Origin of the sequence: Pseudomonas sp. NFX1 (genome assembly GCF_051123555.1) — a bacterium.
In the GTDB taxonomy this organism is placed as follows: Bacteria; Pseudomonadota; Gammaproteobacteria; order Pseudomonadales; family Pseudomonadaceae; genus Aquipseudomonas; species Aquipseudomonas capeferrum.
Window position 1 is genome coordinate 4,541,978 of the sequence record NZ_CP169366.1, and the last position, 19,569, is coordinate 4,561,546.

16 protein-coding genes, 2 tRNA genes and 1 rRNA gene are annotated in these 19,569 nt (G+C 60.2%); 13 read left to right on the forward strand and 6 right to left on the reverse strand.

The features are described from left to right. Positions 1–147 precede the first annotated feature (147 nt). From DJ563_RS20385 to DJ563_RS20405, 5 genes are all read right to left on the reverse strand, one after another. A tRNA-Ala gene (locus DJ563_RS20385) sits at positions 148–223 on the reverse strand. A 6-nt stretch (positions 224–229) separates the two neighbouring features. Continuing rightward, positions 230–306: transfer RNA gene (locus DJ563_RS20390), tRNA-Ile, on the reverse strand. Positions 307–383: 77 nt separating this feature from the next. Beyond that, a 16S ribosomal RNA gene (locus tag DJ563_RS20395) occupies positions 384–1,920 on the reverse strand. Positions 1,921–2,486: 566 nt separating this feature from the next. After that, positions 2,487–3,707: a CaiB/BaiF CoA transferase family protein gene (locus DJ563_RS20400; protein WP_274097779.1), complete on the reverse strand. Its 1,221-nt coding sequence runs from the start codon at positions 3,705–3,707 to the stop codon at positions 2,487–2,489. Between the two features lie 14 nt (positions 3,708–3,721). Continuing rightward, positions 3,722–4,903 carry an acyl-CoA dehydrogenase gene (locus DJ563_RS20405; protein WP_047583850.1) on the reverse strand — a complete coding sequence of 394 codons (1,182 nt, stop codon included), beginning with the start codon at positions 4,901–4,903 and terminating at the stop codon, positions 3,722–3,724. A 163-nt stretch (positions 4,904–5,066) separates the two neighbouring features. Between DJ563_RS20405 and DJ563_RS20410 the strand changes: the two genes are divergently transcribed. The 10 genes from DJ563_RS20410 (at position 5,067) to DJ563_RS20455 (ending at position 14,822) form a co-directional block, all read left to right on the forward strand. Continuing rightward, a complete protein-coding gene (locus tag DJ563_RS20410; protein WP_434518253.1) occupies positions 5,067–5,966 on the forward strand; it encodes a LysR family transcriptional regulator in 900 nt (299 codons plus the stop codon). Between the two features lie 437 nt (positions 5,967–6,403). Next, a complete protein-coding gene (locus DJ563_RS20415; protein WP_033702563.1) occupies positions 6,404–7,525 on the forward strand; it encodes a Re/Si-specific NAD(P)(+) transhydrogenase subunit alpha in 1,122 nt (373 codons plus the stop codon). 11 nt (positions 7,526–7,536) lie between these two features. Further along, on the forward strand, positions 7,537–7,851 hold the full coding sequence (locus DJ563_RS20420) for an NAD(P) transhydrogenase subunit alpha (RefSeq protein ID WP_033702562.1): 315 nt from the start codon (positions 7,537–7,539) through the stop codon (positions 7,849–7,851). Between the two features lie 2 nt (positions 7,852–7,853). Next, a complete protein-coding gene (locus DJ563_RS20425) occupies positions 7,854–9,290 on the forward strand; it encodes an NAD(P)(+) transhydrogenase (Re/Si-specific) subunit beta (RefSeq protein WP_186661708.1) in 1,437 nt (478 codons plus the stop codon). A gap of 188 nt (positions 9,291–9,478) precedes the next feature. Further along, a complete protein-coding gene (locus DJ563_RS20430) occupies positions 9,479–10,972 on the forward strand; it encodes an acetyl-CoA hydrolase/transferase family protein (RefSeq protein ID WP_033702560.1) in 1,494 nt (497 codons plus the stop codon). Positions 10,973–11,291: 319 nt separating this feature from the next. Further along, positions 11,292–11,507 (forward strand): DUF1127 domain-containing protein, encoded by a 216-nt coding sequence (locus DJ563_RS20435; RefSeq protein ID WP_186661706.1) that lies wholly within the window; start codon positions 11,292–11,294, stop codon positions 11,505–11,507. A 294-nt stretch (positions 11,508–11,801) separates the two neighbouring features. Beyond that, a complete protein-coding gene (locus DJ563_RS20440) occupies positions 11,802–12,119 on the forward strand; it encodes a DUF2388 domain-containing protein (RefSeq protein ID WP_033702558.1) in 318 nt (105 codons plus the stop codon). Positions 12,120–12,207: 88 nt separating this feature from the next. Beyond that, complete coding sequence (locus tag DJ563_RS20445; protein ID WP_186663668.1) at positions 12,208–12,513, forward strand: DUF2388 domain-containing protein; 306 nt, start codon at positions 12,208–12,210, stop codon at positions 12,511–12,513. Positions 12,514–12,549: 36 nt separating this feature from the next. Then, positions 12,550–12,870 carry a DUF2388 domain-containing protein gene (locus DJ563_RS20450; RefSeq protein ID WP_027591949.1) on the forward strand — a complete coding sequence of 107 codons (321 nt, stop codon included), beginning with the start codon at positions 12,550–12,552 and terminating at the stop codon, positions 12,868–12,870. Continuing rightward, the gene (locus tag DJ563_RS20455) at positions 12,867–14,822 is read left to right on the forward strand and encodes a DUF4105 domain-containing protein (protein WP_274097783.1); all 1,956 of its coding nucleotides are present in this window, start codon (positions 12,867–12,869) and stop codon (positions 14,820–14,822) included. Before DJ563_RS20450 ends, DJ563_RS20455 begins: the two co-directional genes overlap by 4 nt. A gap of 7 nt (positions 14,823–14,829) precedes the next feature. On the opposite strand, the gene DJ563_RS20460 is transcribed toward DJ563_RS20455, so the two are convergent. Continuing rightward, a complete protein-coding gene (locus DJ563_RS20460; RefSeq protein WP_274097784.1) occupies positions 14,830–15,231 on the reverse strand; it encodes a GFA family protein in 402 nt (133 codons plus the stop codon). Between the two features lie 267 nt (positions 15,232–15,498). On the opposite strand from DJ563_RS20460, the gene DJ563_RS20465 reads away from it, so the two are divergent. The 3 genes from DJ563_RS20465 to DJ563_RS20475 all read left to right on the forward strand — a co-directional run bounded on the left by DJ563_RS20465 (position 15,499) and on the right by DJ563_RS20475 (position 19,540). Then, positions 15,499–16,806: a CitMHS family transporter gene (locus tag DJ563_RS20465; protein WP_033702554.1), complete on the forward strand. Its 1,308-nt coding sequence runs from the start codon at positions 15,499–15,501 to the stop codon at positions 16,804–16,806. A gap of 72 nt (positions 16,807–16,878) precedes the next feature. Then, positions 16,879–17,649, forward strand: coding sequence for a TerC family protein (locus DJ563_RS20470; RefSeq protein ID WP_274097785.1), 771 nt, complete (start codon positions 16,879–16,881; stop codon positions 17,647–17,649). A gap of 232 nt (positions 17,650–17,881) precedes the next feature. Continuing rightward, positions 17,882–19,540 (forward strand): Na/Pi cotransporter family protein, encoded by a 1,659-nt coding sequence (locus tag DJ563_RS20475; RefSeq protein ID WP_274097786.1) that lies wholly within the window; start codon positions 17,882–17,884, stop codon positions 19,538–19,540. Positions 19,541–19,569 lie beyond the last annotated feature (29 nt).

Genomic DNA, 19,569 nt, shown 5'->3' on the forward strand with positions numbered 1-19,569 from the left:
ACCTTAGCCTGATCCACTACCAGTGAAAGTAGTGTTCAGTCTATTTCTATCACATATCCGAATTTTTAAAGAACGATCTGACAAAAGCCAGAAATCAACATTCGACGCGAATGCTCATTTCTGAGTTTGATCAAGGTACTGCAAGAGTGGTGGAGCCAAGCGGGATCGAACCGCTGACCTCCTGCGTGCAAGGCAGGCGCTCTCCCAGCTGAGCTATGGCCCCGCATATTGGTAGGTCTGGGCAGATTTGAACTGCCGACCTCACCCTTATCAGGGGTGCGCTCTAACCAACTGAGCTACAGACCTATATAGGGTCTTGATCGTCTTCACATATGAATCAAGCAATTCGTGTGGGAGCTCATCAGCAGGCTGATGTCGTCGATTAAGGAGGTGATCCAGCCGCAGGTTCCCCTACGGCTACCTTGTTACGACTTCACCCCAGTCATGAATCACACCGTGGTAACCGTCCTCCCGAAGGTTAGACTAGCTACTTCTGGTGCAACCCACTCCCATGGTGTGACGGGCGGTGTGTACAAGGCCCGGGAACGTATTCACCGCGACATTCTGATTCGCGATTACTAGCGATTCCGACTTCACGCAGTCGAGTTGCAGACTGCGATCCGGACTACGATCGGTTTTGTGAGATTAGCTCCACCTCGCGGCTTGGCAACCCTCTGTACCGACCATTGTAGCACGTGTGTAGCCCAGGCCGTAAGGGCCATGATGACTTGACGTCATCCCCACCTTCCTCCGGTTTGTCACCGGCAGTCTCCTTAGAGTGCCCACCATAACGTGCTGGTAACTAAGGACAAGGGTTGCGCTCGTTACGGGACTTAACCCAACATCTCACGACACGAGCTGACGACAGCCATGCAGCACCTGTGTCAGAGTTCCCGAAGGCACCAATCCATCTCTGGAAAGTTCTCTGCATGTCAAGGCCTGGTAAGGTTCTTCGCGTTGCTTCGAATTAAACCACATGCTCCACCGCTTGTGCGGGCCCCCGTCAATTCATTTGAGTTTTAACCTTGCGGCCGTACTCCCCAGGCGGTCAACTTAATGCGTTAGCTGCGCCACTAAAATCTCAAGGATTCCAACGGCTAGTTGACATCGTTTACGGCGTGGACTACCAGGGTATCTAATCCTGTTTGCTCCCCACGCTTTCGCACCTCAGTGTCAGTATCAGTCCAGGTGGTCGCCTTCGCCACTGGTGTTCCTTCCTATATCTACGCATTTCACCGCTACACAGGAAATTCCACCACCCTCTACCGTACTCTAGCTTGCCAGTTTTGGATGCAGTTCCCAGGTTGAGCCCGGGGCTTTCACATTCAACTTAACAAACCACCTACGCGCGCTTTACGCCCAGTAATTCCGATTAACGCTTGCACCCTCTGTATTACCGCGGCTGCTGGCACAGAGTTAGCCGGTGCTTATTCTGTCGGTAACGTCAAAACAGCAAGGTATTCGCTTACTGCCCTTCCTCCCAACTTAAAGTGCTTTACAATCCGAAGACCTTCTTCACACACGCGGCATGGCTGGATCAGGCTTTCGCCCATTGTCCAATATTCCCCACTGCTGCCTCCCGTAGGAGTCTGGACCGTGTCTCAGTTCCAGTGTGACTGATCATCCTCTCAGACCAGTTACGGATCGTCGCCTTGGTGAGCCATTACCCCACCAACTAGCTAATCCGACCTAGGCTCATCTGATAGCGCAAGGCCCGAAGGTCCCCTGCTTTCTCCCGTAGGACGTATGCGGTATTAGCGTTCCTTTCGAAACGTTGTCCCCCACTATCAGGCAGATTCCTAGGCATTACTCACCCGTCCGCCGCTGAATCGAAGAGCAAGCTCTTCTCATCCGCTCGACTTGCATGTGTTAGGCCTGCCGCCAGCGTTCAATCTGAGCCATGATCAAACTCTTCAGTTCAATACTGCTTGGGTTTTTAAGAAACCCTAAACTTGGCTCAGCAATCTCAAATGACTATGTGATTTCTCGCATGGTCACTTGTGATGCTGATAATCTTTGTGACTATCAGTCCATACTCACAAGCACCCACACGAATTGCTTGATTCAATTTGTTAAAGAGCGGTTGGTTAAGAGCTTTTCGTCTCAACCGAGGGGCGCATTCTACGCTTTCCTCATTTGCTGTCAAGCGTTTATTTTGAAGTTTTTGCGAGAAACTCGTTTAGCTTCAAACACTTGACTCGCTGCGATCTCTCGTGGCGGGAGGCGAATCATACAGCGTTTAGAAGCGCTGTCAACCACCATCTTAACCGCTGACGATCTTTCGATCGAAGCCCTTCAAACTTCGTCTTGACTATTTAACTCGTTGAAACTCAAGGAGTTTTTCGTTCCGACTACGCTGGAAGTGGGGCGCATTATAAGGGGATTCGAAACCCCGTCAACCCTTAATTCCAATAAACTTCGATATCGCTGAAAAGCAAAGCGGGGAGGCCTTCGTCCTCCCCGCTATTTCATTGCTCTATATAGCCTCAAAGCACCCCGGCACTGCGTAAGCGGTGTACCGCCTCGGCGTCCAGCCCCAATACATCACTCAATACCGCCTCGGTATGCTCACCCAACAACGGTGGCGCCCGTCGGTACTCGACCGGTGTCTCCGACAGCCGAATCGGGCTGGCCACCTGCGGCACGCTCCCCGCCAGCGGGTGCGCGATACTCACCGCCAAGCCACGCGCTACTACCTGCGGGTCCTGGAACATCTGCGCCAGGTCATTGATAGGCCCGCAGGGCACGCCAGCCGTCTCAAGCTGGCTCACCCATTCTGCAGTGGTCTTGAATACCGTTGCCTGACGAATCAACGGAATCAGCTCACCACGATTGGCAACCCGCAGCTTATTGGTAGCGAAGCGCGGGTCATCCGCCCATTGCGGCCGCCCCGCCACCTCGGCGAACTTGCGAAACTGACTGTCGTTACCCACGGTAAGAATGAAATCGCCATCGGCCGTGGGGAAGTCCTGGTAGGGCACGATGTTGGGATGCGCATTGCCCAGGCGCCGGGGCGGGTTGCCCGTAGTCAGGTAGTTCATGGCCTGGTTGGCCAGGCATGCCACCTGCACATCGAGCAATGCCATGTCGACATGCTGACCGATGCCAGTTTGATCCCGATGGGCGAGGGCGGCCAAGATAGCCACCGTCGAATACAGCCCAGTGAGGATGTCAGTCAGCGCCACGCCAACTTTCACCGGCCCCGCGCCTTCCTCGCCCTCAGGCCGCCCGGTCAGGCTCATCAGCCCGCCCAGCCCCTGGATCATGAAGTCATAGCCCGCGCGCTTGGCATAAGGCCCCGTCTGACCGAAGCCGGTAATGGAGCAATAGATAAGCTTCGGGTTTAGCGCCTTCAGGCTTTGGTAATCCAGCCCGTAGGCCGCCAGGCCACCTACCTTGAAGTTCTCGATGACGATATCCGACTTGGCCGCCAGCTCACGCACCAGGCGCTGGCCTTCAGGCTGAGTGAAGTCGATCGTCACCGAACGCTTGTTGCGGTTGGCCGAAAGGTAATAAGCCGCCTCGCTGGTGTTCTCTCCCTGGGCGTCCCGGAGAAAGGGCGGGCCCCAAGAACGGGTATCGTCGCCACTGCCCGGGCGCTCGACCTTGATCACGTCAGCACCAAGGTCAGCCAGAATCTGGCCAGACCAGGGGCCGGCCAACACGCGCGAAAGGTCCAGCACCCGCAGATGTGATAGCGCGCCCATGGGCTGGCTCCTTATTAATAGAAGGCCTGGATGCCGGTCTGTGCACGCCCCAGGATCAGCGCATGCACGTCATGGGTACCCTCATAGGTGTTGACCACCTCGAGGTTGACCAGGTGGCGGGCCACACCGAACTCGTCGGAAATGCCATTACCCCCGAGCATGTCACGCGCCATGCGAGCGATATCCAAGGCCTTGCCGCACGAGTTGCGCTTCATGATCGAAGTGATCTCGACAGCCGCTGTGCCTTCATCCTTCATACGCCCCAGTCGCAGGCAGCCCTGCAGTGCCAAGGTGATTTCGGTCTGCATGTCGGCGAGCTTTTTCTGGATCAACTGGTTGGCTGCAAGCGGGCGGCCGAACTGCTGACGGTCCAGGGTGTATTGACGCGCGGTATGCCAGCAAGCCTCAGCGGCGCCCAATGCCCCCCAGGAAATGCCATAGCGCGCCGAGTTCAGGCAGGTGAACGGGCCCTTGAGGCCACGCACGTCCGGGAAAATGTTCTCTTCAGGTACGAATACGTTGTCCATCACGATTTCGCCGGTGATAGAGGCTCGCAGGCCGACCTTGCCATGGATCGCCGGGGCACTGAGGCCTTCCCAACCCTTTTCCAGCACGAAGCCGCGGATATCGCCCGCGTCATCCTTGCCCCAGACCACGAACACATCGGCGATCGGACTGTTGGTGATCCACATCTTGCTGCCGGTCAGGCGGTAGCCACCGTCGACCTTCCTGGCCCGGGTGATCATCGAACCGGGGTCGGAGCCATGGTTAGGCTCGGTGAGGCCAAAGCAGCCGATCCATTCACCACTGGCCAGCTTGGGCAGGTACTTCTGCTTCTGCGCCTCGGTGCCAAATTCGTTGATCGGTACCATGACCAGGGAAGATTGCACACTCATCATCGAGCGATAACCCGAGTCGATGCGCTCTACCTCGCGTGCAATCAACCCGTAGCACACATAATTCAGGCCGCTGCCCCCGTACTGCTCGGGAATGGTCGCACCCAGCAAACCGATTTCGCCCATCTCGCGGAAGATTGCCGGGTCGGTCCGCTCATGGCGGAATGCCTCGAGCACTCGCGGCGCCAGCTTGTCCTGGGCAAACTGATAAGCGCTGTCACGCACCATGCGCTCTTCTTCAGTGAGCTGCTGATCCAGCAACAGCGGATCGATCCAGTGGAAGCTTGCTTTACCGGCCATGAGTGAAATCCTCGATATAGAGAGAGCAAATTCTTGTGCCCTTGAGCCTAGGCCTGATCGGCTGCCGGGACAAACGAGGATTGCGCACGGATTAGTGATAATTTGTCACTCCGTAAATCGGCAGAACGCCACATTGACAGCCTTACAAGTGAGGTTGACGTACATGCGCCGCAAGATCCCCAGTACCGCCGCCCTGGTCTGCTTCGAGGCGGCGGCGCGTAACGAGAGCTTTACCAAGGCTGCGCAAGAGCTTGCGCTGACCCAGAGCGCCGTTTGTCGGCAGATCGGTGGCCTGGAGGCCTTCCTTAATGTCGAACTGTTTCGTCGCTCACGGCGTGGGGTAAAACTGACCGAGGCGGGCCTGTCCTATAGTCGCCAGGTCGCCGCGCAGCTGGATGCCGTTGAGCGCGACACCCTCTCGGTGATGCGCCAGCAAGGCGCCAACGTGATCGAACTGGCGGTGGTCCCGACCTTTGGCACCCAATGGCTGCTGCCCAGGCTCAAGGACTTCCAGCAGGGCCACCCGGACGTCACCGTCAACCTGACCAACCGCACCCGCCCGTTCCTGTTCGCCGACACCGCCTTTGATGCCGCCATCTATTTCGGTGATGCCGACTGGTCAGGCACCCAGTCGCACCGGCTGATGGGCGAGAACCCTGTACCCGTGTGCAGCCCGACCATGCTGGACGGGCAGGGCATGCTCGACGCCCGGCGCATTGCGCAACTGCCCTTGCTGCAGCAGACCACACGCCCGTATGCCTGGCGACAGTGGTTCGCCAGCCTGGGCATGAACGTGGAGCGCGACATGACAGGCCCACGCTATGAACTATTCTCCATGCTTGCGCAGGCAGCGATGCACGACATGGGCGTCGCACTGATACCACCCTTCCTGATTCAGCAAGAGTTGCAGGAGGGTAGGTTGGTGGTCGCTAACAGGCATGCCCTGAGCAGCGACAAGGCCTACTATCTGATGATTCCCGAGCGCAAGGTTGAGTCCGCTTCGCTGCGCGCCTTCCGCGACTGGCTGGTGGCACAAGCCAAGCAATACACGGCGTCAGCGTAGGAACACGGCGCAACCTGACCCCGTAGTCAATTATTTTAAACACCTACAGATATATGTATTTGTCGCATATACGTAAACTGTTATGTAAGCCTGAAAATCCCCTTTAACCCTGCTGACTACGCGGCTTTCAGGGCGGAATTGCGACATTCAGCAAGTCGTAAGCGAATTACGGCCATTTTTTTTGATTTTTTCTCCTAATCTCCCAATAGCCCATGTTTGACGGGCTGCGACGGTAGGCTTGCGACATACGGTCACAGGGTGACTTGTAGTTTTAACTTCGTTTCGCTCCATAACCGGTTGTAGGCCCCCGGGTTCATCTGCAAAATGCCTGGCCCGCCTAGGACTCGGCGGGTTGACGCTCAACGACCGCACCAGCGCACCACCCGAAGTACGCTGGCTTCCACAAAAGACAAAAGGTCACCGCAGGAGATAAAGTCGTGCACATTGGTGTTCCTCTCGAGACGCAGACGGGTGAGACAAGGGTCGCCGCGACCCCTGAAACCATCAAAAAACTGGTTGCTCAAGGCCATCAGGTCACCGTCCAACGGGGGGCAGGGCTAAACGCCAGCATTCCGGACAGTGCCTATGAGGCCGTGGGTGCCTCCCTGGGAAGCGCCGCCGACGCCTATGGCGCGCAACTCGTACTCAAAGTGGTCGCGCCCAATGATCAGGAGCTCGCGCTGATCAGCAGTGGCAGCCTGCTGGTGGGTATGCTCAACCCGTTCAATGGCGAACTGATCGGCAAGATGGCCGACCGCGGCATCACTGCCTTCGCCCTGGAAGCAGCGCCACGTACCTCACGTGCGCAAAGCCTCGACGTGCTGTCGTCGCAGGCCAACATCGCCGGTTACAAGGCAGTGCTGCTGGCCGCTCACTACTACCCGCGCTTCATGCCCATGCTGATGACCGCCGCCGGCACCGTTAAGGCTGCCCGCGTGCTGATTCTGGGCGCCGGCGTTGCAGGGCTGCAGGCCATTGCCACGGCCAAGCGCATGGGCGCCGTGATCGAGGCCTCGGATGTGCGCCCCGCCGTCAAGGAGCAGATCGAGTCGCTGGGCGCCAAGTTCATCGATGTGCCTTACGAAACCGACGAAGAGCGTGAGTGCGCCGAAGGCGTGGGTGGCTATGCGCGGCCGATGCCGGCCAGCTGGATGCAGCGCCAGGCCCAGGCCGTACACGAGCGCGCCAAGCAGGCCGATATCGTCATCACCACGGCATTGATCCCGGGCCGCAAGGCGCCGACCCTGCTCAGCGCTGAAACCGTCGCGCAGATGAAGCCGGGCTCGGTGGTCATCGACCTGGCGGCAGCCCAAGGCGGCAACTGCCCGCTGACCGTTGCCGACCAGGTGGTGCTGGAAAACGGCGTGACCATCGTCGGCCCCACCAACCTGCCAGCCCAGGTGGGGGCCGATGCGTCGGCGCTGTACGCACGCAACCTGCTGGACTTCATGAAGCTGTTGTTCGACAAGGACAACGCGCTGGTCATCAACCTCGAAGACGATATCGTCGCGGCCTGCCTCATGTGCCGCGACGGGCAAGTCGTCCGCAAGAACGGCTAAGGAGCACGACAATGGAAGACATGCTGATTTCCCATGGCATCTACAACCTGATCATCTTCGTGCTGGCCATCTATGTGGGCTACCACGTCGTGTGGAACGTTACCCCGGCATTGCACACGCCGCTGATGGCGGTCACCAACGCCATCTCCGCCATCGTCATCGTCGGCGCCATGCTGGCCGCCGCGCTGACCGTGACACCGGCCGGCAAGGTGATGGGTACGCTCGCCGTGGCCTTGGCCGCAGTTAACGTGTTCGGTGGCTTCCTGGTCACCCGTCGCATGCTTGAGATGTTCAAGAAGAAAGCCAAGAACGAGGCGAAGAAGTAAGCATGAGCATGAATCTGGTAACGCTTCTCTACCTGGTCGCCTCGATCTGCTTCATCCAGGCACTCAAGGGCCTTTCGCACCCGACCACGTCACGCCGCGGCAACCTGTTCGGCATGATCGGCATGGGCTTGGCCATCGTCACCACCGTTGGCCTTATCTATAAGCTGGGCGCAGAGCTGGCGACTGCCGGCATCGGCTATGTGATCGTCGGCCTGCTGGTCGGCGGCACCGCTGGCTCGGTCATGGCCAAGCGAGTCGAGATGACCAAGATGCCGGAGCTGGTCGCCTTCATGCACAGCATGATCGGCCTGGCTGCGGTATTCATCGCCATTGCCGCCGTGCTTGAGCCCCAGTCGATGGGCATCGTCGCCGCCATCAGCGACCCGATCCCCACCGGCAACCGCCTGGAGCTGTTCCTCGGTGCAGCCATTGGTGCCATCACCTTCTCAGGTTCGGTAATCGCCTTCGGCAAGCTGTCGGGCAAGTACAAGTTCCGCCTGTTCCAGGGCGCACCGGTACAGTTCGCCGGCCAGCACAAGCTGAACCTGATCCTTGGCCTGACCACCATCGCCCTTGGCCTGCTGTTCACCTTCACCGGCCATTACAGTGCCTTCACCCTGATGCTGGCCCTGGCCTTCATCATGGGCGTACTGATCATTATCCCGATCGGTGGCGCGGACATGCCGGTGGTGGTGTCGATGCTCAACAGCTATTCGGGCTGGGCCGCTGCGGGTATCGGCTTCTCGCTGAACAACTCGATGCTGATCATTGCAGGCTCACTGGTCGGCTCCAGCGGTGCGATCCTCTCGTACATCATGTGCAAGGCGATGAACCGTTCGTTCTTCAACGTCATCCTCGGCGGCTTCGGTGGCGCGACGGATGTTGCAGGCCCAGCGGGCGCCCAGGAAGCTCGCCCGGTAAAATCCGGCTCGGCCGACGACGCCACCTTCCTGCTCAGCAATGCCGACACGGTGATCATCGTGCCTGGCTACGGCCTGGCGGTTGCCCGTGCCCAGCACGCGTTGAAGGAGCTGACCGAGAAGCTGACCCACAACGGCGTGACTGTGAAGTACGCGATCCACCCGGTGGCAGGCCGTATGCCAGGGCACATGAACGTGCTGCTGGCCGAAGCCGAAGTGCCTTACGACCAGGTGTTCGAGATGGATGACATCAACGCCGAGTTTGGCCAGGCCGATGTGGTACTGGTGCTGGGCGCCAACGACGTGGTCAACCCGGCAGCGAAGAACGACCCCAAATCGCCGATTGCCGGCATGCCGATCCTTGAGGCGTTCAAGGCCAAGACCATCATCGTCAACAAGCGCTCCATGGCCAGTGGCTATGCAGGCCTGGACAACGAACTGTTCTACCTGGACAAGACCATGATGGTATTCGGTGATGCCAAGAAGGTAATCGAGGATATGGTCAAAGCGGTGGAGTAACTCCATCGCGGCAAACCGTGCGCTATATAAGAAGCCCCGCCGAGAAATCTGCGGGGCTTTTTGCATTTGCCTGATCCAGATCAACGGCTCTACTTCCGGGCTTCTCATACGACCATGGTCGTGGGACGGCAACCGGCGAAATCTCTAGACTGCGCTCCAGTAGCTTCAGTAGCCTGAGATAACAATCCATGTACCGTGATCGTATCCGCTTGTCCTCCCTGCACAGCAAGGTAATGAGTGCGGCTGATGCCGCTGGTCTGATCGAGGACGGCATGACTGTCGGCATGAGCGGTTTCACCCGCGCCGGCGAAGCCAAAGCCGTACCCCATGCCCTGGCCGAACGTGCCAAGCAGTCGCCACTGAAAATCAGCCTGATGACCGGCGCCAGCCTGGGCAATGACCTGGACAAGCAGCTGACCGAGGCCGGCGTGCTGGCCCGCCGCATGCCCTTCCAGGTCGACAGCACCTTGCGCAAGGCCATCAACGATGGCCAGGTGATGTTCATCGACCAGCACCTTTCGGAAACCGTCGAACAACTGCGCAACCAGCAGCTCAAGCTGCCGGATATCGCGGTTATCGAAGCGGTGGCCATTACCGAGCAAGGCCACATCGTGCCGACCACCTCGGTGGGCAACTCGGCCAGCTTCGCGATCTTCGCCAAGCAAGTGATCGTCGAGATCAACCTGTCGCACAACGCCAACCTCGAAGGCCTGCACGACATCTATATCCCAACCTACCGCCCGACCCGCACACCGATCCCGTTGGTCAAGGTCGATGATCGCATCGGCAGCATGGCCATCCCGATCGACCCGGCCAAGATTGTCGGTATCGTCATCAGCGACCAGCCGGACTCGCCGTCCACCGTGTTGCCGCCTGACCACGAGACCCAAGGCATCGCCGACCACCTGATCAACTTCCTCAAGAAGGAAGTCGACGCCGGCCGCATGACCAACAAGCTCGGCCCGCTGCAGGCCGGTATCGGCAGCATCGCCAACGCGGTGATGTGCGGTTTGATCGATTCGCCGTTCGAAGACCTGACCATGTACTCCGAAGTACTGCAGGACTCGACCTTCGACCTGATCGACGCTGGCAAGCTGAGCTTTGCCTCGGGCAGCTCGATTACCTTGTCCAGCCGCCGCAACGCGGATGTGTTCGGCAACCTGGAGCGTTACAAGGACAAACTGGTGCTGCGCCCGCAAGAAATCTCCAACCACCCCGAGGTGGTACGTCGCCTGGGCATCATCGGTATCAACACCGCACTGGAGTTCGATATCTACGGCAACGTCAACTCCACCCACGTCTGCGGCACGCGGATGATGAACGGCATCGGCGGTTCTGGCGATTTCGCCCGTAACGCCCACCTGGCTGTGTTCGTCACCAAGTCGATTGCCAAGGGTGGGGCGATTTCCAGCGTGGTGCCGATGGTCAGCCACGTTGACCACACCGAGCACGATGTCGACATCCTGGTCACCGAGCAGGGTCTGGCAGACTTGCGCGGCCTGGCGCCACGCGAGCGCGCCCGGGCGATCATCGACAACTGTGTGCACCCGGATTACCGCGCAGCGCTTAACGATTACTTCGAGCGTGCGTGCCAACGTGGTGGCCATACCCCGCACATTCTGCGCGAGGCGTTGAGCTGGCACGAAAACCTGGAAGAGACTGGGCGTATGCTCGCCAGTTGATCAGTTGGAAGGGGGCTGCTGCACAGCAGCCCTTTCGCGACGCAAGGTCGCCCTCATGATCATCTTAACAAACTGTACTACTGTACTGGTCATCACGCTTCAAGCCTGCCTTCACAAACCTGTCTTTACTCATTAACGCACCATAAAAGTGCAGACCAGTACAGTTGCGCCTATTTCGAGTGCAACAGTAGGGTTACACAGTTAACTGAACCATCGTAATGCAACAGAACTGTATCTACTGTTATGGACAAGAGAGGAGGATCATTGGCATCAGTTAAATCACTACCTAATCCCGCCATAAGCGGAAGGATGAAACATCATGGAACGTACACTCAGTTCCGGTCTGGTTTTTGAAAGCAACGCCCAGCAATCCAGCGCTTCGATGCCTCTGCGCGCTCTGTCCACCCTGCTGCTGTGGCAGCGTCGCATGGCCAGCCGCCGTCAACTGGCTCGCCTGGACTCCCGCCTGCTGGCCGACGCCGGTATCAGCGAGTCGCAGCGTTACGAAGAGCTGAGCAAGCCTTTCTGGCGCTAAGCTCCGGCTTGCCGGCTGCGGCCGGCACCGCAAATTCCAAAACCCGTTGCAGGTGACTGCAACGGGTTTTTTGTGTCTGGCCCTCGCGCTAGAGCACTTGGCAGCACAACAGGTACAGTTTATTTAAAATCATAAACACACCAGCACAGTTTTTGAGCGCGCCGTTCATTAACATCCAGAAACACCGGCGCGTGATACGCTTGGCTTAACAGTCTGGTAGAACCGGATGTTGAAAAAGTACCGAGGCGCGCAGTGCGAGCGTCCGATTAGCAGAATCCCCAGGAGTCCACGATCATGTCCCGTAAACATCTGATTGGCGCCGCCCTGATGCTGAGCCTGGCAGGCACCGCCAGCGCCACCAGCTTCGTCGTCACCACTGACGCAGTCGTGGGCGCTGTAGCCGCCTCGACCGACGCCACTTCCGACGTGTCTTCGTCGTTCCGCGACGACAAGATCGTCCAGGCCGCCCGTGACGACGCCGCCAGCTTCGTCGGCAGCCAAGGCGCTATTCGCGGCGCCAAGCTGGAAAGCGCCTTCCTGCACATTCGTGGGCAAATGCCGACCCTGCAGGCCAGCGACGCACAGTTGGCACAGGCCATCCTGGCGCTCTGACCTGCCACCGAGCCATGCGGCTGCGCGGGTGTTCGCCCGCACAGCCGCATGCGCCTTCACTGCCCACGTTTTCAGCCTTTAGAAGCCCATGCGTTATCTTTTGCCGTTGTTGTTCGCCGCCGTTGGCGTGCCCCTGAGCATGGCAAGTGCCCATGCCATGGACACCACCACACAAAGCCTGGTCATCACCGGCTATGTCACCAGCCAAGTCACCACCGCGCCGTTCGACCGTAAGCTGGTCAGCCAAGCCCGTGACGATGCAGCAGCATTCGTCGCCAGCGATGGCATGATTCGCGGTGCGCGCCTGGAAGCGGCTCTCGATTCACTGCGCCACCACTGTGCACGGCAGGCTGTCGGCGACCTGGAACTGGCGCAGGCAATTCTCGTCCAATGACTACACCTGACTCCCTGTATTTTTCGGAGATGCTCCATGCGTAAACCGCTGATCGCCGCTACCCTCGGCATGCTGCTGCTGGCCGACCTGGCCCAGGCACAGACTCTGGTGGCCACCAGCAATATCATCGTGCGCGCCTTCGGCCGCTCGATCGATTTCACCTCAGACACCACGACATCGATCCGTGACTCCAAAGTCGTGCGTGAAGCGCACGACGATGCTGCCAGCTTCGTCGCCAGCAACGGTGACATCCGTGGCGCCCAACTCGAGGCTGCCTTCAACACCCTGCGCGAGCGCCTGCCTGAAGCGCGTGGCGCCAGCGACCAGGTACTGGCCGAAGCCATCTTGGCACTGTGAACCAGGTGCGTGCCTGGCTGCTCGGCTGCGCCCTGACGCTGCTCGGTACGCCCGCCCTGGCCGACCTGCAGCTGGTGCTGCAGGCTTCCGGCCTCGACCCTCAACAAACTCAAGCCAGCCAGGCACTGCTCGACGAAGCGCTGGGCAAGCTGCCGCCGCGCTTCAAACAGCAACTGGACCGGCGTGTGCTGGTCAGCTGGAGCGCGCGCATGCCTGCCGACGCATATGGCCAGGCATCGCTGGTTTCCACCCTGGAGCTCAACAGCCGCCTGTTGCCAGGGCTGGCCGATGGCAGCGCCGCCCACGAACGTACCGACCGCCCGCATGGCACCGTGCGGGAGGAGCTGTTGGCCACTGTGCTGCATGAGCTGACCCACATTTACGACCGCGCACGGCTATGGCCCGCTACCGAGCGCTCGCTGATCGCCCGCTGCAAGCGCCAGCAGGGCACCGTGGGCAAAGTCGGCCTGCCAGAGGCGTGCCGCGGCCAGGCCGAGCGGCGCTTCACCTTGAGCGATGACCCACGCCTGCTCGACCTTGCCGGCTGGCAGCAGTATGTCGGCCGCCGTGGCGAACGCGAGCAGCACAACGGCCAGTTCGTACGCAGCCCCGACAGCTATGAGCTGAGCAGCCCCAAGGAATTCATCGCGGTCAATATGGAGTACTTCCTCCTCGACCCGAGCTATGCCTGCCGGCGCCCAGCCTTGAACCAGTACCTGCGCGACCACTTCGGCTGGGCCCCCGAGCAGCAAGCCTGTGCCAAAGGCCTGCCGTTCCTCAATGCCGGCAGCGACTTCGCCCGCCAACCATTGGGCGAGATCGACCCCGAGCGCGTCTATGAGGTCGACTACCTGCTGGCCGAGGCCAATCAGAACTGGGTCAGCCGCTGGGGCCACAGCATGCTGCGCCTGGTCATCTGCAAGCCTGGGCGGCCGCGCGGCCCGGATTGCCGCCTGGACCTCGACCAGCACCTGGTGCTGTCGTACCGCGCCTTCGTCAATGATGTGCAGCTGTCCAGTTGGGACGGCCTGGTCGGCGCTTACCCGTCGCGGTTGTTCGTGCTGCCGTTGGGCCAGGTGATCGACGAATACACCAAGACCGAGCTGCGCAGCCTGGCCTCGATCCCGCTCAGGCTCGACCGCCAGGAAGTCGAGAGCCTGGTGCGCCAGGCTGCAGAAATGCACTGGAGCTACGACGGCAATTACTACTTCCTGTCCAACAACTGCGCGGTCGAGTCGCTGAAACTGCTGCGCAGCGGCACGGCTAACCCACGCCTGAACGACCTGGACAGCATCATGCCCAACGGCTTGCTGGAAGTGCTCAAAGGGCGGGGCATTGCCGATACCCGTGTGCTCGATGACCCACGCGAAGCGCTGCGCCTGGGTTACCGCTTCGACTCCTACCGCGACCGCTACCAGGCCATGTTCGACGTGCTGAAAAAACAGCTGCCGATCAAGCAGGACAAGGTCGAGGACTGGCTGGCCCTGGATGCCGAGCAGCGCCGCAGCTGGTTCGCCCAAGCCGACCTGCGCACCAGCGCCGCCTTGCTGCTGCTGGAACAGGCCAGCTTGCGGCGCCAGCTGTTGCTGGCCCAGGACGAAGTCAAGCAGCGCTACCTGAACGCTGCTGCACTGAAGGATGGCAGCATCGACAAGGCCAACCAGACGCTGCAGCAGATGCTCGCCAATAGCGGTTTTCTCAGCCGCCCGGCAGAACTGCTGGATGCCAAAGGCTACGGCCTGCCGCAGCCCGATGAGCGCAAGCACCTGGAGAAGGTCAGCAGCGAGCGGCAGGCCCAGTTGCTGCGGCTGAGCACCGACCTGGACAAAGAGGTGAGGGCGCTGCTGGACCCGTCGCGGGCCAAGGAAATTGCCGCGATAGAAGCCAACGTGAAGCAAGTGGGCGAGCATTTGCGGGCATTGCACAAGGCCGCAGGTGGGCTGCAGTTGTAGGAGAGGCCTACAAGCTTTCCTCAGCCTCGCCCGGCAAGTCCTCATCCAGGTGCAACCAGGGCAGCCGGCTACCAATCCAGATATGCCGGTTGGCCCGTACCCGTTCCGGGTGGTCCAGCGTCGCCACCGTCACATCGATGCTGTGCGGGCTGTGCGCAGTGACCAGTGCCACATGCGCCCCGCAATGCCCACAGAAGTACCGGCTGCAACTGGCCGGCGCCACATAGCAGTTCGGCTCGCCCGACAGCCATTGAAAACCCGTGCGGGGCAGGGTCAGCCAGGTCACCACCAAGCCACCACTGACCCGCCGGCAAATCGTGCAATGGCAGTGGGCAACATCCGTCAGCGTGCCCTCCAACCGATAACGCAAGGCGCCACAATGGCAGCCACCCTCGGTCACATCCTGCATCACCTACCTCCTGTCGCCTTTGTCTCAGCGAAAGCTGGCTGAAAGCTTGCCCTCATAGGATAGCGCCCACTACCGGCACAAGACCGGTCAGCCAGGGCATCCGGAATTTTCCGCGCCCGGCCCAATCAACAACAACAATGGTGATTCTGATGTATTCCTGTGCCCGCCCTCTCGTAGTGCCCCTTCGCAAGCTCCCTGCGCAGCGCCCGACGCGCTGATCCGCCCGAATCGACAGTCCTTTCGCCGCGCCACGCCTGGAGTATTGCCATGCTGACCTTCCTCGGCTTTGCCATGGTCATCACCTTCATGTACCTGATCATGACCAAGCGCCTGTCGGCCTTGATCGCGCTGATCCTGGTACCGATCCTGTTCGCCCTGTTCGGTGGTTTTTCCGCCAAGATCGGCCCGATGATGCTCGAAGGCATCAGCAAACTCGCGCCCACCGGTGTGATGTTGATGTTCGCCATTCTCTATTTCGCCCTGATGATCGACTCTGGCCTATTCGACCCGGCCGTGCGCAAGATCCTCAAGCTGGTCAAAGGCGACCCGCTGAAAGTCTCGGTGGGCACCGCCGTGCTGGCCCTGGTGGTCTCGCTCGACGGTGACGGCGCCACCACCTACATGATCTGCTGCGCCGCCATGCTGCCGATGTACAGCCGCTTGGGCATGAGCCCGCGGATCATGGCCGGCCTGATCATTCTCGCCGGCGGCGTGATGAACATGACCCCGTGGGGTGGCCCGACCGCCCGCGCCGCCAGCGCCCTGCACGTGGACCCATCGGACATTTTCGTGCCGATGATCCCGGCGATGCTGTTCGGCGTGCTGGCGATCCTGGCCATTGCCTATATGTACGGCAAACGCGAGCGTGCCCGCCTGGGCGAGCTGCACCTGCCGACCGACGACATCGACCACAGCGAAATCACCGTTTCGCAGTACCCGGATGCACGCCGCCCCAAGCTCCTGTACTTCAACGGCGCCTTGACCGCAGCCCTGATGGTTGCCCTGATCGCAGGCGTACTGCCACTGCCGGTGCTGTTCATGATCGCCTTCAGCATCGCCATGATCGTCAACTACCCCTGCCTGCAACAGCAGAAGGACCGCATTGCCGCCCATGCCGGTAGCGTGCTGGCCGTCACCGGGTTGATCTTTGCCGCCGGTATCTTCACCGGCATCCTGTCGGGCACCGGCATGGTCGATGCCATGTCCAAGAGCCTGCTGGCGGTCATCCCCGATGCAATGGGCCCGTACCTGGCGGTGATCACTGCGATCGTGAGCATGCCGTTCACCTTCTTCATGTCCAACGACGCCTTCTACTACGGCGTGTTGCCGGTGCTTGCCGAAGCGGCCAGCCACTATGGCATCAGCCCGGTCGAGATGGCCCGTGCGTCGATCGTCGGCCAGCCGGTACACCTGCTCAGCCCCCTGGTACCCTCCACCTACCTGCTGGTGGCCCTGGCCGGCATCGAATTCGGCGACCACCAGCGCTTCACCTTGAAGTGGGCAGTTCTGGTGTGCCTGTGCATAATGCTCGCCGCATTGCTGATGGGCATTTTCCCGCTGTTCAGTAGTCTTTAATAAACACGTATTACCCTACCGCGACGCGCCCCTTGTCCGGGCGCGTCGCCTTTATCGCTCGAAGGAATACACATGGAATGGCTGACCAGCCCGGAAATCTGGGTTGCCTTTTTCACCCTCACCGCGCTTGAGATCGTGCTCGGGATCGATAACATCATCATGATCTCGATCCTGGTCAGCCGCATGCCCAAGCACATGCAGCCACGTACCCGGATCTTCGGCCTGGCCCTGGCCATGGTCACGCGCATCCTCTTGCTGCTGTCGATCACCTGGGTCATGCGCCTGACTGCCGACCTGTTCGAGGTCTTCGGCCACGGCATCTCCGGGCGCGACCTGATCCTCTTCTTCGGTGGCCTGTTCCTGCTGTGGAAGAGCTCGCAGGAGATCTACCACGGCCTGGAAGGCGAAGACGAAAGCAGCGACGAGCCAAAAGGCGCGGGCGGCAAGTTCTTCTACACCATCATCCAGATCGCCATCATCGACATCGTGTTCTCGCTGGACTCGGTGATCACCGCAGTAGGCATGGTGTCTCATGTGCCGGTGATGATCGCCGCCATCGTCGTCGCCGTGCTGGTGATGATGCTGTGCGCCGGTGCCATCAGCAACTTCATCGACAAGCACCCTTCGCTGAAGATGCTCGCGCTGTCGTTCCTGATCGTGGTCGGTACCGTACTGATCGCCGAATCGTTCGACGTGCATGTGCCAAAAGGCTACGTCTACTTCGCCATGGCGTTCTCGCTGGCGGTGGAAGCGATCAACATCCGTATGCGCACTGCCTTGTCGCGCAAGGATGGCAAAGAGAGTGATCCGGTGAAACTGCGCAAGGACATTCCGGGTCAATAAACCCAGGAAGCGTTTTGCAGAAAAGGGCCCTACGGGGCCTTTTTTCGTTTCTGAGGCCACAGAAATACAGGGCAATCATTCATGCGCGGTGTGTTTCAAATGAATGACAGCCATGCGAAGCTGGCAACAGCTGCGCAAAACAACTAAAGCTTTGAGTGGGCACTGAAATTTCTCAAGCGCCCACGCTCCACTTCTTGGCCCGCATGGGCCATCGGCAACAGGGGGCTTCGCCATGCTGACCCTGCTCAACCTGCTCTCGGCCGTGACGCTATTGGTCTGGGGCACACATATCGTGCGTACTGGCATCCTGCGGGTATTCGGGTCCGACCTGCGCCGCATCATCAGCCAGAACATGAACAAGCGCCCCCTGGCGTTCATCGCCGGGATCCTCGTCACCGCCATGGTGCAGAGCAGCAACGCCACTGCCATGCTGGTCACATCCTTCGTTGGCCAGGGCCTGATGGCCATGACGCCGGCCCTGGCGATCATGCTCGGCGCCGATGTCGGCACCGCGCTCATGGCCAGGGTGCTGACCTTCGACCTGTCGTGGCTGTCACCGCTGCTGATTTTTCTGGGGGTGATCTTCTTCCTTTCCCGCAAGCAGACCCGGGTCGGCCAGTTGGGCCGGGTAGGGATCGGGCTTGGCTTGATCATCCTGGCCCTGGAGCTGATCGTGCAGGCCGCTGCGCCGATCACCCATGCCCAGGGGGTGAAAGTGCTGTTCGCCTCGCTGACCGGCGACATCTTGCTCGATGCCCTGGTCGGCGCGCTGTTTGCCATGATTTCCTATTCCAGCCTGGCGGCCGTGTTGCTCACCGCGACGCTGGCCGGCGCCGAACTGATCAGCTTGCCGGTGGCCATCGGCCTGGTGGTCGGTGCCAACATCGGTAGCGGCTTGCTGGCGTTCATCAGCACCAGCATGCAGAACGCCGCCGGGCGGCGTGTGGCCCTGGGCAGCTTGCTGTACAAGCTGATCGGCCTGGTGCTGATCATTCCGGTGCTGCACCCGCTGGTGACGTGGATGGACACACTGAGCTTCAGCCCTCAGGAACTGGTGATCGGCTTCCACCTGCTCTACAACACCTTGCGCTGCCTGATCATGCTGCCCACCGTCAAACCCATGGGCCGACTGTGCAACACCTTGCTGCCCGAACGCGAAAACGGCAACGGCCAAGTGCGCCCGCGCCACCTCGATGCCTCGGCGCTCGACACCCCCAGCCTGGCACTGGCCAATGCCGCCCGCGAGACCCTGCGCCTGGGCGATATCGTCGACAGCCTGCTCGAAGCCATGCTCGGCGCCCTGCGCGGCACCCAGACAGCCCTGCCACAGCAGGTGCGCGCCTTGGGCGAGGACGCCGAGGCCTTGTACAGCGCCATCAAACTGTACCTGGCGCAAATGACGCGGGAGGACCTCAGCGAGCGCGACAACCGGCGCTGGGCCGAAATCATCGAACTGGCGATCAACCTCAAGCTGGCCTGCGACCTGGTCGAGCGCATGCTGCGCAAGGTCCAGCAGCAGAAAACCAGCCAACGCCGGGCGTTTTCCCAGGTCGGCCTGGAGGAGCTGACCGGCCTGCAAGAACAGCTGTTGTCGAACCTGCGCCTCGGCCTGTCGGTGTTTCTCAGCGCAGACCCCGAGAGCGCGCAGCTGCTGCTGCGCGAAAAACGCCGTTTCCGGGCGCAGGAAAGGCGCCTTGCCCACGCGCATGTCAGCCGCCTGCAACGCAAGGTGGTGCAAAGTATCGAGACCAGTTCGCTACACTTGGAGCTGATTGCCGACATGAAGCGGTTGAACTCTTTGTTCTGCAGCAGTGCCTATGTGGTACTAGGCGGCTCTGACACCGGCGGGCTGATGCTCGACACTGTGCCGGACGAAGCCCGCTTGCCGTGATTTCGCCTACCAGGAGAGCCAAGCTCGCC

Bases quoted from the DNA above. Each gene is read 5' to 3' on its own strand.
- DJ563_RS20445 (WP_186663668.1), top strand. From the start codon at position 12,208: ATGCGTTATCTTTTGCCGTTGTTGTTCGCCGCCGTTGGCGTGCCCCTG.
- DJ563_RS20435 (WP_186661706.1), top strand. From the start codon at position 11,292: ATGGAACGTACACTCAGTTCCGGTCTGGTTTTTGAAAGCAACGCCCAG.
- DJ563_RS20475 (WP_274097786.1), top strand. From the start codon at position 17,882: ATGCTGACCCTGCTCAACCTGCTCTCGGCCGTGACGCTATTGGTCTGG.
- DJ563_RS20430 (WP_033702560.1), top strand. From the start codon at position 9,479: ATGTACCGTGATCGTATCCGCTTGTCCTCCCTGCACAGCAAGGTAATG.
- DJ563_RS20440 (WP_033702558.1), top strand. From the start codon at position 11,802: ATGTCCCGTAAACATCTGATTGGCGCCGCCCTGATGCTGAGCCTGGCA.
- DJ563_RS20460 (WP_274097784.1), bottom strand. From the start codon at position 15,231: ATGCAGGATGTGACCGAGGGTGGCTGCCATTGTGGCGCCTTGCGTTAT.
- DJ563_RS20470 (WP_274097785.1), top strand. From the start codon at position 16,879: ATGGAATGGCTGACCAGCCCGGAAATCTGGGTTGCCTTTTTCACCCTC.
- DJ563_RS20425 (WP_186661708.1), top strand. From the start codon at position 7,854: ATGAGCATGAATCTGGTAACGCTTCTCTACCTGGTCGCCTCGATCTGC.
- DJ563_RS20465 (WP_033702554.1), top strand. From the start codon at position 15,499: ATGCTGACCTTCCTCGGCTTTGCCATGGTCATCACCTTCATGTACCTG.
- DJ563_RS20420 (WP_033702562.1), top strand. From the start codon at position 7,537: ATGGAAGACATGCTGATTTCCCATGGCATCTACAACCTGATCATCTTC.
- DJ563_RS20450 (WP_027591949.1), top strand. From the start codon at position 12,550: ATGCGTAAACCGCTGATCGCCGCTACCCTCGGCATGCTGCTGCTGGCC.
- DJ563_RS20400 (WP_274097779.1), bottom strand. From the start codon at position 3,707: ATGGGCGCGCTATCACATCTGCGGGTGCTGGACCTTTCGCGCGTGTTG.
- DJ563_RS20410 (WP_434518253.1), top strand. From the start codon at position 5,067: ATGCGCCGCAAGATCCCCAGTACCGCCGCCCTGGTCTGCTTCGAGGCG.
- DJ563_RS20405 (WP_047583850.1), bottom strand. From the start codon at position 4,903: ATGGCCGGTAAAGCAAGCTTCCACTGGATCGATCCGCTGTTGCTGGAT.